The sequence below is a fragment of the Cryptosporangium sp. NPDC051539 genome (assembly GCF_044454545.1).
GTDB lineage: Bacteria > Actinomycetota > Actinomycetes > Mycobacteriales > Cryptosporangiaceae > Cryptosporangium.
Genome location: NZ_JBITDV010000010.1, coordinates 146,161 through 163,074, shown reverse-complemented (window position 1 = coordinate 163,074; position 16,914 = coordinate 146,161). Strand labels below are relative to the sequence as shown.

General features: G+C 73.0%; 13 protein-coding genes. 7 read left to right on the top strand and 6 right to left on the bottom strand.

All coding sequences use genetic code 11. The annotated features are described in order from the left end of the window. The first annotated feature begins 92 nt into the window (after positions 1–92). Positions 93–1,715 carry a hypothetical protein gene (locus ACIBZJ_RS29170; RefSeq protein WP_395935155.1) on the top strand — a complete coding sequence of 541 codons (1,623 nt, stop codon included), beginning with the start codon at positions 93–95 and terminating at the stop codon, positions 1,713–1,715. A 4-nt stretch (positions 1,716–1,719) separates the two neighbouring features. Here ACIBZJ_RS29170 and ACIBZJ_RS29165 read toward each other — a convergent pair whose 3' ends face one another. From ACIBZJ_RS29165 to ACIBZJ_RS29150, 4 genes are all read right to left on the bottom strand, one after another. Further along, entirely contained in the window at positions 1,720–2,814 is a 1,095-nt protein-coding gene (locus ACIBZJ_RS29165; protein WP_395935153.1) for a hypothetical protein, read from the bottom strand. Between the two features lie 82 nt (positions 2,815–2,896). Further along, complete coding sequence (locus tag ACIBZJ_RS29160) at positions 2,897–3,721, bottom strand: DUF1028 domain-containing protein (RefSeq protein WP_395935151.1); 825 nt, start codon at positions 3,719–3,721, stop codon at positions 2,897–2,899. Beyond that, on the bottom strand, positions 3,718–4,404 hold the full coding sequence (locus ACIBZJ_RS29155) for a glycosyltransferase family 2 protein (protein ID WP_395935149.1): 687 nt from the start codon (positions 4,402–4,404) through the stop codon (positions 3,718–3,720). The genes ACIBZJ_RS29160 and ACIBZJ_RS29155 overlap by 4 nt, the downstream gene beginning before the upstream one ends. A 467-nt stretch (positions 4,405–4,871) precedes the next feature. Next, positions 4,872–5,594 carry a TIGR03089 family protein gene (locus ACIBZJ_RS29150; protein WP_395935147.1) on the bottom strand — a complete coding sequence of 241 codons (723 nt, stop codon included), beginning with the start codon at positions 5,592–5,594 and terminating at the stop codon, positions 4,872–4,874. Positions 5,595–5,769: 175 nt separating this feature from the next. Here ACIBZJ_RS29150 and ACIBZJ_RS29145 point away from each other — a divergent pair, with 175 nt between their 5' ends. The 6 genes from ACIBZJ_RS29145 (at position 5,770) to ACIBZJ_RS29120 (ending at position 14,636) form a co-directional block, all read left to right on the top strand. Beyond that, on the top strand, positions 5,770–8,457 hold the full coding sequence (locus tag ACIBZJ_RS29145) for a SpoIID/LytB domain-containing protein (RefSeq protein ID WP_395935145.1): 2,688 nt from the start codon (positions 5,770–5,772) through the stop codon (positions 8,455–8,457). A 329-nt stretch (positions 8,458–8,786) separates the two neighbouring features. Next, positions 8,787–9,932 carry a glycosyltransferase family 4 protein gene (locus ACIBZJ_RS29140; RefSeq protein WP_395935143.1) on the top strand — a complete coding sequence of 382 codons (1,146 nt, stop codon included), beginning with the start codon at positions 8,787–8,789 and terminating at the stop codon, positions 9,930–9,932. Further along, positions 9,929–11,020: a mannose-1-phosphate guanylyltransferase gene (locus tag ACIBZJ_RS29135; RefSeq protein WP_395935141.1), complete on the top strand. Its 1,092-nt coding sequence runs from the start codon at positions 9,929–9,931 to the stop codon at positions 11,018–11,020. Before ACIBZJ_RS29140 ends, ACIBZJ_RS29135 begins: the two co-directional genes overlap by 4 nt. Then, entirely contained in the window at positions 11,001–11,954 is a 954-nt protein-coding gene (locus ACIBZJ_RS29130) for a DNA-3-methyladenine glycosylase family protein (RefSeq protein ID WP_395935139.1), read from the top strand. The genes ACIBZJ_RS29135 and ACIBZJ_RS29130 overlap by 20 nt, the downstream gene beginning before the upstream one ends. 91 nt (positions 11,955–12,045) lie before the next feature. Then, positions 12,046–13,095 carry a hypothetical protein gene (locus tag ACIBZJ_RS29125; protein WP_395935137.1) on the top strand — a complete coding sequence of 350 codons (1,050 nt, stop codon included), beginning with the start codon at positions 12,046–12,048 and terminating at the stop codon, positions 13,093–13,095. A 2-nt stretch (positions 13,096–13,097) separates the two neighbouring features. Further along, entirely contained in the window at positions 13,098–14,636 is a 1,539-nt protein-coding gene (locus ACIBZJ_RS29120; RefSeq protein ID WP_395935135.1) for a hypothetical protein, read from the top strand. Here ACIBZJ_RS29120 and ACIBZJ_RS29115 read toward each other — a convergent pair. After that, entirely contained in the window at positions 14,633–15,997 is a 1,365-nt protein-coding gene (locus ACIBZJ_RS29115; RefSeq protein WP_395935133.1) for a hypothetical protein, read from the bottom strand. The genes ACIBZJ_RS29120 and ACIBZJ_RS29115 overlap by 4 nt on opposite strands. Next, entirely contained in the window at positions 15,994–16,899 is a 906-nt protein-coding gene (locus ACIBZJ_RS29110; RefSeq protein ID WP_395935131.1) for a hypothetical protein, read from the bottom strand. Before ACIBZJ_RS29110 ends, ACIBZJ_RS29115 begins: the two co-directional genes overlap by 4 nt. Between the last annotated feature and the right edge of the window lie 15 nt (positions 16,900–16,914).

Sequence of the window (16,914 nt, the reverse complement as noted above, 5' to 3'; positions counted from 1 at the left end):
GCGCGGACCGGGCCGGTCCTGCCTGCGCTCACCGGCCCATGTCTATTTCGGTCACCCGCGGCTGCGGGTGAGGTGGATCGGGAAGGTCAGCAGTGCCTGAGCTCGAACGCGATAGTCAACTGGAACTGCCGTACGGCGTGCGGATGCGGTCGGTCGGGACGAGCGCGACCGCCGACGTCGTACCGGCCGCGACGATGTCGGCACCGGTGCGGTCGGTCGCGCCGGGCGGATTCACTGCCGCGCTCGCGGCCCAGGACGGGATCGACGCCAAGCTCGGCCCGGTGGTCGAGGCGGCCGGGATGCGGTCGGTGCTCGCGGTGCCGATGGACAACATCACGGTGGAACCGGGCCTCACGGGTGCATCGGGCCTCACGGGGGCATCGGGCGCGGGCGGCCCGGCGCGCGGGATGACCGGCGCGCCGCACGTCGAGATGACGGTGCCGGCGCCGGGCCCGGACGAGGGCCAGGTCGTGCTGGAAGTCGACTCCGCCGGGCTGATGCGCTGGCACGTCGACGCCGACGCGGTGGCCACGGCGGCGGCGATCGCCGACGGGTCACCGCGCACTTCCGTGCTCGGGATCGCCCCGGTGCGCGCCGGGGTGACGCAGACGTTCGTCATTCCGATGTCGCCGGTCGAGAACGGCGACGGGCGCCGGGGGCTGCTCGGGTTCGGCATCCGGAAGGTGCTGCACCTGATCCGGTTCCCGATCGAGTCCGCGGCGGCGGCCGCGGGCAAGGTCGTCGTGGGCTGGTGGGAGGACCGGAACCGGCCGCACGCACTCCGGCTGCTGACGCCCGACAACGTCGACGCGGTGCCCGAGCCCGGCGGTGTGGACGCCACCCGGCTGGCCGGGCTGGCCGACAAGCCGTTCCTGGTGCTGGTGCACGGCACGTTCAGCACGATCCGGGGCGGGTTCGCCGGACTCGGCCGGCCCGGTGCCGGGCCCGACCTGGCCGAGCTGATCGAGCGGTACGAGGGCCGGGTGCTGGGCTTCGACCACCAGACCCTGCACGTCGACCCGGCGTTCAACGCGACCTGGTTCCTCGGGCGGTTACCGCGCGACCGGCCGCTGACGCTCGACCTGCTGACGCACTCGCGAGGGGGGCTGGTGGGCCGGCGGATCGCCGACCCCGCACTGGCCGCGGCGGCGGGGGTCCCGGCTCCGACGATCCGCCGGCTCATCCACGTCGGGACGCCGAACGACGGCACGGTCCTGGCGTCACCCAAGCGCTGGACGACGCTGATCGACGTGTTCAGCAACCTGTTCTCGCTGTTGCCGGACGAGCCGGCCACGGCGACGGCGGAAGCGGTGATCGAGCTGGTGAAGCAGATCGCGACCGGCGTGTTCAACGGGCTGTCCGGTCTGGCGGCCATGGACCCGGGCAACCCGGCGGTCGCGGCGGCCAACACCGGGTCGCTCGGAGCCGGTGCGCAGGGCATCGCGGGCGCGGTCCGGGCGATCGCGTCCGACTTCACCCCGGCGGCGGGCAACCTGAAGCTGACCGCGCTGAACGCGCTGGTCGACCCGTTCTTCGGCGCCGGCAACGACCTGGTCGTGCCGACGCAGGGCGTGTACGAGGCCGGCGCCTACCGGGTGAGCACGCCGTACGTGGTGCCGTCGGCGAACGCGGTGGTGCACACCGCGTTCTTCGGCGACCCGCAGGTGCGCGGGAAGCTCGCGGAGTGGCTGCCCGGCGCGGTCAGCGAGAACTGACCCGTCAGAGGCGGCGGGTCTCCTGGGGATCGTCGTTGTCGGGCGGCGGCGGGGCCGGGTCGTCGTCGTTGCGGGAGCGGCCGTAGACGGTCGGTGCGTAGCTCGTCGGGCCCGGGTTCTGGGCCTGCGGTGGCTCCGGGGCGGAGTACGCCGACGGGTACGTGGACGCCGGGTACTGCTGGCCGACGTTGCCGGGGCTGCCCGGGTACGGCGAGGCGGACGGGAACTGCGCCGAGCCCGGTGCCTCGGCCGGCCGGGTGTCGTAGTTCGGCGACGCCCCGTAGGTCGACGGCCCGTAGCTGGCCGGGAACGGCTTCGTCGGCTGCGGGGCGGGGGTGTCGTCGAAGTTCGGCGCCGGAGGGGCGTCGTAACTCGGCGGCGGGTCGTAGGCCGGTGGCGGGTCGTAGTTCGGCGGCGACCCGTACACACCGGGAGCCTGCTGCCCTGGCCCGCCCGGCCCGCCCGGCCCGCCCGGAGTCCCGGGGGCACCGAAGCTGCCCGGCCCGCCGGCACCCGGCGGCGGCCCGTAGGGCCCACCGGGCGCTCCCGGCCCACCAGGTCCACCAGGTCCACCAGGCCCAACCGGTCCACCAGGACCAACCGGCCCACCAGGTCCACCGGGTCCGCCCGGGGGCTGGGCGCCCAGGGGCAGGCGACGGTCGGGAGACGGGACCGGGGCCGGCGGCGGAGGCTTCTTCCGCCACCGCGCGGGCACCACCACCGGCATCAGCAGCAACACCCCGAGAAACCAGAGCCACCCGTTCGCGATCGGCGTCACCAGCGCCTGCTGATCGGCCGTGCTGAGCACGTCCTTGCCGAGGTCGTAGACCGGCGAACTCGTCGAGAGCCCGAGCCCGGACACCGCGAGCAGCCCGATACCGGCGACCAGCGGCCCCACCGGAGACAGCCGCGTCGCCAGCAGCACCCCGATGGCGATCGCCGCCACCACTAACATCGCGATACCGATATATCGGTCGGTATCGGTGGCGTTCTGGAGCCGCACCGTCCCCCGGATCAGGTGATTGCCACCGAACCCGACACCGACCCACGCCACCGGCGCGAGTATCAGGGCGAGAACCAGGCTTCCGAAGTGCCGCATCAGGTCTCCCCGGGGCCGGGCCATCAGGTCACGTCAGCACCACCAGCGTTGTCCATGGTCAGACGCGGGTCAAGGGACCTTCTCAGTCGAGCAACCGGGTGAGGTACGGAAACCTCCCGGCCATCGCCCCGGAGCGCAGCCACCGCTCCCATTCCGGATTCCGGCGCAGCTCCGCCAGCGCGGCCCGGGCGCCGTCCAGATCCCCGCGCCGGGCGGCGTCCAGGGCCGCGTGGACGGCCCGGGTGCTGTCCGGGGCCAGCTCGGCCAGCGCCGCGCTGTCCCCGTCCTCGTAGGCCCTCTGCATCGCCAGCAACTGGCGTAGCTGCGCCAGCGGGTTCTCCGCGTGGTCGACCCGGAGATCGACGGCGACCGCGTCCCACGGCTCGGTCACCCGGCGGCCGCCGACGACCAGCAGCGCCGCCGACTGGCGTCCGCGCAGATCGCCGCCCGCGGCTTCACCGGCCTCCAGCACGGTCAGCAGCCGCTCGGCCAGCGGCGCCGCGCTACGCACCCACGCGTCCGCCATCGCGTCCAGAACGGCGGGGGAGCGGAGCAGGTTGCCCTGGACGCTCCAGCCGTCGCTGTAGCGGTCACCGGCGGTGGCCAGGCAGTCGTCGCCGGTGTGCACCGCGACCGACCCGTCCGCAGCCAGCACCGCGACCTGGCGGCCGGAGGCTCCGGCGTCGCGCCCGAGCAGCGTCGACAGCACCGACCCGACCGGAACGCCCGCCTCCAGCCCGGCCAGCGCGTGCGGGCCGTAGCCCCGCCGCGGCTGCGACTGGGTGACGACGACCCCGATCCCGGCCTTCCCCCACGGCACCGCCCGCCCGACCGCCAGCACACAGGACGCCACTCCGACGCCCAGCTCTCCGGTGACCGGATCCTGGCCGAGTACCGAGAAGGTCACCGGCCGCCGGCGCGGATCCGGCCGAGGATCCAGACCGCCTCGACCCCGTCGCGCCAGGTGATCTTCTTGCCCTCGGCGCGGCCCCGGGCCCGGTAGTTGATCGGCACCTCGTAAGGCCGGATCCCGCGCTTGAGCAGCTTCGCGGCGACCTCGGCCTCCATGCCGAAGCCGGGTTCGCGGATGTCGAGGTCGCGGTAGAGCGACGTCGGCATCAGCTTGAAGCCGGTCTCGAGGTCGGTGAGGTAGCAGTTGAACAGCACGTTGCAGGCCGTGGTGACGCCCCGGTTGCCCAGCACGTACCAGTACGAGTACGACGCGTGCGACCCGAACGTCCGGGTGCCGAAGACGACGTCGGTGTCGCCGTTGAGCACCGGGCGCACGAGCTTCGGGATGTCTTCCGGGGCGTACTCCAGGTCGGCGTCGCAGACGACGACGTAGTCGCCGGTGGCCAGACCGGCGGCGGTGCGGACGGCGGCGCCCTTACCGCGGTTGAGCGGGTGCGCGCCGTGCACCAGGCGTTGGTCGCTGAGCCCGGCGAGCGCGGCCGCGGTGCCGTCCCGGCTCCCGTCGTCGACCACGACGAGTTCCATCTCGCAGGGGTAGTCCACGTCGAGGACGCGTTTGACCGCAGCCGCGACCGTGCGTTCCTCGTTGAAGACGGGCATCAGCACCGAGAGCTTCACGCGGTGAGTCTAGGGATCTCCGGCCACCCGGCGCAGACACCTCTGGACAGATACCAACGAGACCAGAGTTGCAATTGGGTGCAGAGTGCCCCAAAGCTTCCATTGCGGCATTGAGTCTGATAGACACGTTATGTCCTTATCTGGACGTCCGGAAGGAGGTGGCATGGCAGGAGCTTCGGTCCCGATTCAGTCGGTGGCAGCGTCGCCAGGGCCACCGGCTAAATCGAGGAGTTGCCGTCCGCGATCCGGGGCCACCCGGGTCCAAGACGGCGACTTATTAGCCGGTTCTGCTGAAGCCCGTCGCCGCAGCACGCGGTAGACGCTTCGGCGACACGGTTCGGAGGGGCGCCGGATTCTCCACTCGATCCTCCCCAGGGGGTGGAGCCCCCAGCGCACCCCAAGAAGACGCAACACAGCTATCCAGCACAGGGACCCCGGCTCGCGGACCGCGAGCCGGGGTTCTGCTGTCAGTAGCGGACGGTCACCCGTTCGGTCTCCGCCAGGTGGTCGACCCGGGCCGGGTCGGGGTGGCGCAGCAGCACCAGACCGGCGCCCGCGACCAGCGGCGCGAGCAACCAGTCGACCGGTGAGGGCTGGTTCCGCTCGTCGGTGCCCACGAGCAGACGGCCGCCGGAGGCCAGGCCGAGCTCTGCGGCCCGGGTGCGCCCCAGCGCGACCACCTCGGCGAGCGATCCGACGCCGATCAGCCCCGGTCCGTCCGCGTCGACCGGCCGGTACGGCGTGAACCGGTCGCCCTGCCCGCGCACCTCGACCGCGTAGTCGTCCGTGCCCGGCGGCACCTCGCGGAGCGGTGCGGCCATCGGGGCCAGAGACAGCGCCCACACCTCGTCGGCGTCCGGTGCCTCGTCCGCGCGATCCGCGGCGACGAAGGCGGCGTCCGCCTCGCGTTCGCCGGCCGCGACGGCGGCGTAGTCGACCGCGACCCCGGCGCGCCAGCAGCCCAGCAGGATCACCGCGGTCTGCCAGTGCGCGGGCAGCAGCACCGCGGCCGTGGCGGCGGGCTCCACCCCGGTCTCCTGCAGCAGGTTCGCGGTCTTCGCGACCCAGTTGTCGACGGTCGCGACCGAGAGCTCCACGCGCTCGCCGGTGCGGTCGTCGTACTGGGTGATCAACGGGCGGCCGGGGTCGTCCGCGAGCGCCTTCCGCAGCACCGCGTCGGGTGTCTCCATGCCTCGTCCGCCGCCCTTCGAGCCTGTTCGGTTGCCGCATCGTTGCACGCCGGGTGAGCCCCGGGTGCACGGCGTCCGGCTCACTCATCCTGCAACCGAACCCGCCGACGGCTTGTTCGTGGACGCCAGCTCCACGACTCAAGCCGTAGCTCGACGAACGCGGGAGATCAGCTTCATGGCTCGACACACGACAGCGCGCCGGTGGGCCATCGCCCTCCCGGCCACGGTCGTCGCGGCGGTCGCCGGCGGCTTCGCACTCGCACCGGCCACGGCCCTTCCGCTGGCCGGCGCGGCCACCGAGCACGCGGCCTCCGCGGCCGTGGCCCCGGCCCCGATCGCTCCGGCCCCCGCTGCTCCGGCCTCGGCCGTCCCCGCGAACGCGACCCAGCAGACGGCCGCCGCCGTCGCGGACGGCAGCACGGTCAAGGGATCCGCCACCCCGGCCAGGATCTCGGTCCGCACCCACGCGCTCGGCAGCGCTGACCGGCCCGCTCGCGGCGCGTCCGCCGCCGTCAGCCAGCCCGCCGGTGTCCCGCTCGCGTTCGCCCCCGCCGCCGCGGCGGCCGCCGACGAGCCTCGTGTGCTGCGCACGGTCGTCTCCGGCTCGTTCTCCGCGGTCGGCGTCAGCTGGCAGCGCGACCCGTCGCTCGGCAAGGTCAGCGTCGCGGTCCGCACCCGTGCGTCGTCCTCCGGCGCCTGGTCCTCGTGGACGACGGCGCGCAACGGCGAGAACGACGACCGCAACGGCACGAACGCGGTTCCGCTGGACGTGCGGGAGGGCCCCGGCCTGATCTGGACCGGCGAGGCGGTGACCGCCGAGGTCGTCGTCACCACGGTCTCCGGTCGTCAGCCGGTCGACGTCAAGGTCGATCTGATCGACCCGGGCGCCGACAGTGCCCCGGCCCCGGCCCCGGTCACCGACGGCGACGAGGTGGCCCAGTCCGACCCGCTGACCGCTGCTCCCACGCCCACCGCCTACGGCAACGGCGTCGTCAAGATCTACAGCCGCGCGGCCTGGGGCGCGAACCCCGCGTACCTGAAGTGGACACCGGCCTACGCGCCGAAGGTCAACGCGATCGTCGTGCACCACACCGCGACCTCGAACGGCTACACGGCCGAGCAGGTCCCGGCGATGATCCGCTCGATCTACTACTACATGGCCGTCACCGAGAAGTACGGCGACGTGGGCTACAACGTGCTCATCGACCGTTTCGGCCGGGTCTGGGAGGGACGCTACGGCGGCCTCACCCGGGCGGTCGTCGGCGCGCACGCCGGTGGCTTCAACTCGGGGACCAGCGGCATCGGCATCATCGGTGACCACACCAAGGTCGCCGTCTCGGCCGCGGCCAAGGAGGCCGTCGCCCGCTACTCCGCGTTCAAGCTCGGCACGGCGAAGGTCAACCCGGCCGGCACCACCGCGCTCACCGGTGGCCCGTCCACGAAGTTCACGACCAAGACGACGCTCACGCTGCCGACGATCTACCCGCACCAGAGCACCAGCTCCACCGCGTGCCCCGGCACCTACGGCCTGGCGATCCTGGACTGGGTCCGCACCCGCGCGAAGTCCCTGGTCTCCGCGTACAAGCTCGGCGCCGTGACCGCCAACCCGGTGGTCGCCAAGCCCACCACGTCCACGAAGCCGGTGGCTCGGCCCACGCCGACGCCCGCCGTGACCACGAAGCCGGTCGCGGCCGTCACCACCGCGCCGGTCACCCCGGCGCTGCCGACCGGCGCCACCGCCGTCCCGGCGACCGGCCTCACGCTCTTCGGCGCGGGTAACGGCCACGGCCGCGGCCTGAGCCAGTACGGCGCGAAGGGCGCCGCCAAGCAGGGCCTGACCGCGACCCAGATCGTCGGCTTCTACTACCCCGGCGCGGCGCTGACCGCGAAGGGCAACCCGAACCTGCGCGTCCGGCTCTCCGCGATCGACAACGGCTTCTTCGCGCTCGTACCGACCGCGGGCACCACGGTGAGCGGCGTCGTCGCCAAGGCGGCCGACGGCACCACCGTGAAGCTGCCGGCCAAGGCGGCCTGGCGGGTCGCCCGCAACGGCGCGAGCTACGTCGTCCAGGAGAAGGTCGGTTCGGTCTGGAAGACCGGCTACACGCTCGCCGCACCGGTCACGTTCAGCGGTCCGAAGACCCTGAAGGTCGACTACAGCACGCCCAAGGGCGACTGCCGCGGCGGCAGCAGCGTGACGTTCACCGGCTCGCTGACCGCGGTGGTCTCCGACAACGCGGCCCGGTTCGTCGCGAACATGCCGCTCGACACGTACCTGTCGGGCGTCGTCGCCTCGGAGATGCCGTCCAGCTGGCCGGCCGCGGCCCTGCAGGCGCAGACGCTGGCGGCGCGGACCTACGCCGCCGCGAAGATCACCCCGTCGCGTTACTACGACGTGATCGATACCCAGGCCAACCAGTGCTGGGACGGCGCGCTGTCGCAGACCGCGGCCACCGACGCGGCGATCGCGGCCACCGCGGGCACCGTGCTCACGGTCGGCGGCAAGATCATCAGCGCGGAGTTCTCCTCCGACAGCGGCGGCTACACCGCGCCCGGCAAGGTCGGCTACCTGCCGGCCAAGGCCGACCCGTACACGCTGGCGGCGGCCTCGTCCGCGACCAACTGGAGCGTCGTGCTGACCCCGGCGCGGCTCGCGGCGGCCGACGGCGCCGCCGGTCTGACCTCGGTGAGCGCGATCCAGGTCGTGACTCGCACCGGGGCGGGCAAGTGGGGCGGCCGGGCGGAGTCGATCAAGCTGTACGGCACGGTGGCCGGCGGCAAGTCGACCGCGGTGACGGTCACCGGCTCGCAGTTCCGCGTGAACCTCAACCTGAAGAGCACCTACATCGGGTTCACGAAGTAATCCGACCCGCTACGGTGGCCGTCGGGGACTCCCCGGCGGTCACCGTCCGCATTCAGGTGAAGCCCCAGGAAACCCTCCGGAAACGCTGGAATGAATTGATCCAGTGGCCGCTAACCGGACAGCGGAGGAACGTGTCACTATCCGGACGGGGCATCCTCATCCGCCCAGCCGGACGGGGCCGACCGTGCGGTGACGGGTGCCACTCGGGCGTACGCTCTACAGCGCGGGAGGCCGGGGAGGCCTTCCGTGAACGGGGTCACGGCCGACCCCGGGTACAGGCGCAAGTCGGCAACCTGGGTAAGACGAACAGGTCGACGAGGAGACAACTGGTGACAGGCGGCAACGGCCCCCGAGTCCTTGTCGACGCCACGGCGGTCCCCGCGGACCGTGGTGGCGTCGGTCGGTACGTCGACGGGCTGCTACCAGCCCTCGGCCGAGCGGGTGCAAATCTGGCAGTCGTCTGCCAGCGGGCCGATGCGGAGCGTTACGGCCGGCTCGTTCCGGCCGCGACGGTGGTCCCGGCTCCGGCGGCGGTGGCCCACCGTCCGGCCCGGCTGGCGTGGGAGCAGACCGGCCTGCCTCTGGTGGCCCAGCACGTCGCCGCCCAGGTGGTCCACTCGCCGCACTACACCCAGCCGCTGCGGGTTTCCTGCCCGGTCGTGGTGACGGTGCACGACGCGACGTTCTTCACCGACCCGCGGCACTACGACAAGGGCAAGGGCGCGTTCTTCCGGTCGGCGACCCGCACCGCGATGCGCCGGGCGTCCCGGGTGATCGTGCCGAGCAAGGCGACGCGCGACGAGCTGATCCGCCTGCTGGACGCCGACCCGACGAAGCTCGACGTCGCCTACCACGGTGTGGATCCGAGGGTGTTCCACGTGCCCGACGACGCCGAGTGCGCACGCGTCCGGGCCCGGCTGGGTATCGGCCAGGCCAGCTACGTCGCGTTCCTCGGGGCCCAGGAGCCGCGGAAGAACGTCCCGAACCTGATCCGCGGCTGGGCCCGGGCCTGCGAGCACCGCGAGGCGCCGCCGGCGCTGGTGATCGCCGGTGGCTCCGGCCACGACGAGGAGATCGACACCGCGATCGAGGAGATCCCGCCGCACCTGCGGCTGATCCGCCCCGGTTACCTGCGCTACGCCGACCTGCCCGGCTACCTCGGCGGTGCGATCGTGGTGGCCTACCCGAGCCACGGCGAGGGCTTCGGCCTGCCGGTGCTCGAGGCCATGGCCTGCGGCGCCTGCGTGCTGACGACCCCCCGCCTCTCGCTGCCCGAGGTCGGCGGCGAAGCGGTCGCCTACACCAGCGAAGACGCCGACCAGATCGGCACCGACCTGGCCGCGCTGCTCGACGACCACGACCGCAGGGCCCAGCTCGGTGAGGCCGGCCGCGCCCGCTCGCTCGAGTTCTCCTGGGACGCGTCGGCCGAGGCACACCTGGCCAGCTTCACCAGAGCGGTTGCGGCCACCTCATGAGCGGCGCTTTCTACCCGGTCATCCCGGCCGGTGGCAGTGGCACGCGTCTGTGGCCGCTCTCCCGGGCCGGGCACCCGAAGTTCCTGCACCCGCTCACCGGCGGCGATCGCACGCTGATCCAGGAGACGATGGACCGCTTGCGCTCGCTGTCGCTGCCCGGTGACACGTTCGTCGTCACCGGCGCCGCCCACGCGGCCGCGGTGGCCCGCCAGCTGCCCGAGGTGCCGGCGTCGAACATCGTGGTCGAGCCGGGCCCGAAGGAGTCCGGCCCGGCGATCGCGCTGGCCGCCGCGCTGATCCAGCGTCGCGATCCGGACGCCGTGATGGGCTCGTTCGCGGCCGACCACGTCGTCCGCGACGTGCGGTCGTTCGTCTCGACGGTGAAGACCGCGATCAAGACGGCGGCCGACCACAAGCTGGTCTGCATCGGCATCACGCCGACGCACCCGGAGACCGGCTACGGCTACATCCGCTGTGGCGACTACCTGCCGACCGGCGCCCGCGAGGTGCTGGAGTTCAAGGAGAAGCCCACCGCCGACGTCGCGAAGCAGTACGTCGACTCCGGTGAGTACGTCTGGAACGCCGGCATGTTCGTCTGGCGGGTGGACGCACTGCTCGCCGAGGTCGAGCGTCAGCTGCCCGACCTCTACAGCGGTCTGATGAAGATCTGCGAGTCGTGGGACCTGCCGCGCCGGGACGAGGTGCTGGCCGAGGTCTGGCCGCGGCTGCCGAAGATCTCGATCGACCACGGCATCATGGAGGACGCGGCCGCCCGCGAGCAGGTCGCGGTCGTCCCGGGCGGGTTCGGCTGGAACGACCTGGGCGACTGGGACACGCTGGGCGCGGTGCTCGAGGCCGACGCGGACGGCAACGTCGTGGTCGGCTCGGCCGACCGGATCATCACGGTCGACACGACCGGCTCGATGGTGGTGCCGAGCGCGAGCCGCACGGTCGCGCTGCTCGGCATGCGTGACGTGGTCGTCGTCGATACTCCGGACGCGCTGCTGGTCTGCCCCCGCGACCGGGCGCAGGAGGTCAAGAAGCTCGTCGAGGCACTCAGGAACAAGGGTGCGAGCAATCTCTGCTGAGGCCGTCGTCTCCGAGCCCCGGACGCGCGAGTGGCGGCCGGACTTCCCGCTGGACATCCGGCGATCGCTCGGGCACCTGGCCCGCGGGAAGGGTGACCCCACCCAGCGGCTGACCGACGGTGCGCTGTGGCGGACCGCCCCGACGCCGTCCGGGCCGGTCACGCTGCGCCTGCGCCGTACCGACACGGTCGTGGCCGAGGCCTGGGGGCCGGGTGCGGACTGGATGCTGGAGCACCTCCCCCCACTGCTCTGTGCCGACGACCGCGTCGACGACTTCGTCGGGGTGCTGGACGCCGCTCCGCACCCGGTGTTGTCCGAGGCTTGGCGCATCTGTGGGGGCGGACTGCGCTTCCCGGCCACGCGGCTGCTGTTCGACCAGGTGTCGGTGGCCGTGCTCGAGCAGAAGGTGACCGGCATCGAGGCCCGCCGGTCGTGGCGTGAACTGGTCTGGCGGTTCGGGTCACCTGCGCCGGGCCCGGCACCCGCGGGGATGGCCGTGGCGCCGTACCCGGCCGACTGGCTGGCGATCCCGGACTGGGAGTGGCACAAGGCCGGGGTCGACGTGTCCCGGCGGCGCGCGATCCGGGCCGCGGCTACCGTGGCCGCCCGGCTCGATCAGCTCGTCTCGGGATCGGTCGCGGACGCCGTCCGGGTGCTGTGCACGTTGCCGGGCATCGGCCCCTGGACCGCCGCCGAGGCGGTGCAACGCGCGATGTCCGGCGCGGACGCGGTCAGCGTCGGTGACTACCACCTGCCGAACGTCGTCGGCTGGGCGCTGGTCGGGCGAAGGCTCGACGACGCCGGGATGCTCGAGGTGCTGGCGCCGTACGCACCGCATCGCGCGCGGGCGATCCGGCTGGTCGAGGTCGGCCCGGCGGCCCGTCCGCCCCGCCGTGGGCCTCGGTTCTCCCCCCGCGACTACCGGAGTTTCTGACCGGATCGACGACCCTCGGCCTCGCCCCGTCGTGAGAAAGTGGACGGTGGAACGTGGGGGCGCGTCGGGGGGTCTGGGGACGATGGTGAGCTTGGCAACGGGGACCGAATCCTCGCAGACCGGACCGGCGCGTACCGTGCGCATCGGCTTGTGGGGGGCACCGCAGAGCGGGAAGACGTCGTTCCTGGCCGCGTTGCAGATCGCGGTGGTCCGTCCCACTGATCAGAGCGACTGGATCATCGCCGGGCGGGACGACACCGCGTCCGACTTCCTGAGCCAGAGCACGCATCAGCTCGACGAACTGCGCATCTTCCCGAGCGCGACGAGCAACTCCACGGTGCTCGGCTGGCGGTTCTTCAGCCGCGGGCCCGACGTCCGCACCGGGTTCTTACGCCGCCGGCGCCCGACCCAGCACGTGTTCGAGGTCGAGACGGTCGACGTCGCCGGCCGGCTGTTCGCGAACGTCCAGCCCGAGCCCGACGACGACGGCGGCTACGACCTCGACTTCGGCGCGGACGACGACGACCAGGGCCTGAGCGCGTTCGACGACCCCGAGATCCCCGAAGACGACCTGGAGCGGATGTACCGCCACCTCGCGCAGTGCGACGCGCTCGTCTACCTGTTCGACCCCAAAGGCCGCACGCCGTACAGCTACGTGCAGCGGACGCTCGAGCAACTCGTGCGCCGGGCCGACGAACTAGGGCGCATCACCGACGGCAAGTTGCCGCACCACCTGTCGGTCTGTATCACCAAACTCGACGACCAGGACGTGTTCCGGGAGGCGTTCCGGATCGGTGCGGTGTTCACCGGTACCGACGAGATGATGCTGCCGTACGTCCCGCCCGAGTACGCCCGTGAGCTGTTCGAGCACCTGACGCCCGACCAGGCCGACGACTCCGGCGCGATCGTCCGGGCCAGCATCCAGCGGTACTTCCACCCCGATCGGGTCCAGTACTTCGCGAGCTCGTCGGTGGGCTTCTACGTGGGCCCGACCGGGCGGTTCCTGCTCCACGACCACTCGAACGTGCGGGTGACGCCGAACGGGGCCCCGGTCATCCGCTCGCAGGTCCGCCCGGTGAGCGTCCTGGAGCCGTTCCTCTGGCTGGAAAAGAAGGTCCGCGCCGCGGGCGTCGGGAGCTGAGGGTGGCCGGGCTGCCTCTGGCGGCCGGGTGGGCGGTACTCGGGAAGACCCCGGGAGCCGCCGGTGACTACCGGATCCTGCGGTCCGACCGGACGACGTTCACCCCCCGCGAGTACCTGGCGATCCTCTCCCGCTTCAGCCCGGGCACACCGCGTCCCCCGTCGGCCCGCCCGACGCCGGACGCATTGCCGTGGGTGTCGACCGGCTATGCGGCCCGCACCGGCCGGCCGGGCGTCCTCGGGCTCGCGGTTCGGGAGTGGACCCGGGATCTGGACGCCGCCGGGCGTCCGATCGCGACCACGACGTTCGCGTGCGTGCCGTTCGCGATGCTGGCCGGCCATCCGGTGACCTACACCGACCTGTACCGCGCGATCCGCGCCGCCGACATCCCGTCCCGGCCGGACGGCGCGACGCTCGAACTCCGGCTGCCGCCGCTCGACCCCGAGGCGCTCGAGGCCGAGATCGACCGGGCCGGGCTCGATCTGGTCGTGGACACGACCGCGCTGCTGCTCAAGAGCCCGGTCGCGGTGCTCGGCGCGCCCCCGGTCACGACGGAGCAGCACGTGTCGCAGCGGCTGGCGTTCCTCGACGCGGTCACGTCCCTGCTTCCGTACGGCCAGCGGGCCCGGCTGACCGTGAGCACCTGGGCGCAGGCCGATGCCGAGCACCGGATCCGGCTCGCGGTCACCGCCCGGACGCGCCCCGGCGACGAGGCCGTCCGATGGGGCGAGTCGCGGGAGTGGGGTGAGGTGCGCGAGCCCACCGAGCGGTACCGCGCGCTGCTCTGGGAACTGGTGGACGGACCGGCCGAGACCGCGGCCCTGATCGATCACCTGGCCTTCCACGGCCGGCCGCACGGCGTCGACCTGAAGCACGCGTTGTCGGTGCTGGCGCCGATCCACCGGGAGGCCGAGCTCGGACCGCTCGCGATTTCGCGTCCGCCGGAAAGTAGTGGCGGATCGCTGGGTGACCTGAGGGCTCTGCTGGCCGGGCCTCCGGGGGCGCCGGAGGCGGTGGAGTACGCGCTCGGCGCGCTGCGGGCGACGGCTCCGGCCGCGGCGGAGCTGCGGCCGGAGCTGTGGAACGCGCTGGTCTGGCTGTGCCGCTACGGGCCGGAGCTGGGCGCCGCGAGCTTCCGCCGGTGGATCGACGTGCTGAGCCGGTGGATCCCGCTGACCGCGCCGGACCACCGCAACGGGCGGATGGTCGGCATGCTCACCGTGCTGCTCTACCTCGACGGCGGGCGGCCGCCGACACCGCTCGGCCGGTTGCTGGCCAAGGACGGACGCTCGGAGATCAGCACCGGTGTCGTCGAGGGTTATGCGGCGGTGTGCCAGGCGGCGGAGTCGGCCGAGTGGCCGAACCGGATCATTCAGGCGCTGAGCGACCAGCTCCGCGATGCCGGCCACCCGCCCACCCGGATCGCGCTGATGGAAGCCAGCTCGATGGTCGGCATCCTCACCGCCGTGGAGGCGCCCAGCGGGGTGGACGTACCGACGCTGGCGCGCATCCTCACAACGCTCGACGCGGGCCGCGTCTAACCGCGCCGGCGGACCGGCGCGGTCCGTTCGACCCGGTCGAGGTCACGCAGAGCGGGGTCGGGTTTGCCCTGGTCACGGGACGGAACCCCGGCGCCCAGCCCGGCGTCGCGAAGGGCCGAGGCCAGGTCGAGCCCGCGCTGCTTCCGGATCTCCTCGGCCGCCGCGGTGTCCGCGGAGTCGAACGACTCCAGGCGCAGCGCCGGGCTGCCGGTGCCGTCGGCGTTCGGTTCGACCACGAGGACGACCTCCGTCGAGTCGGGATGGACCAGCCAGGCGTGGAACGCGTTGCGGTCGTCGCCGCCGGCCCAGACGCCGCCTTCCAGCTCGAAGCCCTGGTCGGCCAGCACGCCGGCGGCCACATCGGCGACGTTGACCCGCAGCTGCGACTGCGCCTGCGCGCTGCGGGCGTTCGTCGCCACCTGGACCGACCGCGTTTCCAGCTCGGGCGCCACCACCGTGACGATCTCCCGCAACCGCTCCGGGCTCGCCTCGTCGATCTCGCGCCGGGCCTCGGCGAGGTCGGCGATCAGCTCGTCGTACGCACCGGCGGACCAGTACGGAACGTCCACGGTGACGTCGATCGGCTTGCCGTCGGTGTCGACCGCGGGAACCGTCCGGACGTCCTCGGTGGCCAGTTCCACCAGCCCCAACGCCTCGGACGCGGTGACTCGCAGCAGTCGATGGTCGCGGTCGGCCAGTTCGACCTCGAGCCGCAGTTCGACGAGTTCGGCCAGGACCGCCTGCCCCTCCGCCGTCGCGGCCTCGCCGAATCCGGAGTTCGCGCTCGCGACCGCGTCGTCGAGCCGGGCGTTCAGCCGAGCCAGCCGCCCCGGGGCGAAGCGTTCGTGCGGCAGGGCGTCCGCGATGAGCGTCGCGGTGGCCCGAGCGCCGGCGAGGACGTCGCGCGCGGTCCCGGCGGCGAACGACCGGGCGTCGGCCAAGGACCGGTAATCGGCGCGGAGGGCCGCCAGTTGCACCTCGCGAGCCCGCCGCTCGGCGGTGACCGCCGCGTTCAACCGGGCGCCCGCGGCCGCGATCAGGTCCTTGAGCTCGACGCCCAGCGCACGCTGCTCGCCGATCCCGGCGGCGACGTCCCGGTCGATCCCGGCCAGCCGTCGGTCGATGGAGCGGTTCAGGTCGGCGGCGGCACCGGTGAGCCCGGCCAGCGCCCGCTCGGACGCACTCGCCCGGGCGCCGAGCTCGGCCACGCTCTGCTCCAGGTCGCGCCGGGCCTGGGCGCGGAGGTCGGCCAGCCGGCCGGGGATCGTCGAGCCGAGGCGTGCGAGCTCGTCGCGGGCCGAGCTCGCGATCGCCCACTCCGAGGTGGACACCTGGATCGTCTGGCGGCAGTAGCAGCTCACGTCTGATCTCCGCTCAGTCCCCGCGTGGCCCTCAGACGCGTGGCCGCGTCCGCGTTCTCGTCGAGGAGACGGGTCAGGATGCCGTCGGCGCGGCTGAGCAGCGTCTCGACCTCGGACAGGCGGCCGACGTTCTCGTTGATACGCCGGTCGTCGGCGACGTGGGCCTTGAGTGCCGAGCATCGGTCCTGGTGGGAGCCGATGGCGGCCTCCAGCCGGGCCTCGACGTCGGCCAGCTCGGCGGCGAGGCGGGTGGCCTCCAGCTCGGTATCGGCCATCGCCTCGGTGCGGGTGCGCAGCGTGTCGCGGAGCCGCCGCTGGGCGGTGAGGGCCTCGGCGACGGTGCGGCGCAGCTCGCCCTCGAACAAGGGCAGGAGGCGATCCAGCTGGTCGCCGAAGTCGGCGGCCGCGACGGTGACCGCTCGCTCGGCCAGACCGGACTCGGCCGCGGCCGAGTCCACCGATCCGCGCAGCATGCGGGCAGCGGCCTTGAGCTCGGGGATCAGCTCGGCCCGCTCCGCGGCGCGCCGGAGCCCGTCGAGCTCGGCCGTCAGCCGGTCGTACTCCGCGCTCAGCTCGGCGCGCTCGACGTCGGCCCGGCGCTGTGCGGCCACCGTCACCCGGAGCCGCTGCACCTCGTCGGCGAGCTGGGTCAGCGCGGCCGCGCGGTGAGTGATCGCGTCGGTGCCGGCCGCGCCGACCTCCACCGCGGCCAGGAACCCGCCCAGCGCGACGCCGAAGTCGTCCGCGGCGTCGAGCGTGGTGGTCAGCGCGAGTGCGAGCACGAGACCGGCACCGGATTCGTCGGTTTCGGCCTGCGTCGCCGCGCGGAGAGCGTCCGCGGCCCAGGTGAGCGCGGAACGCAACGACGTCAGCGCGGCCGAACCGGCCACGTCGGTACTCATCTCGCCTCCCGAAGG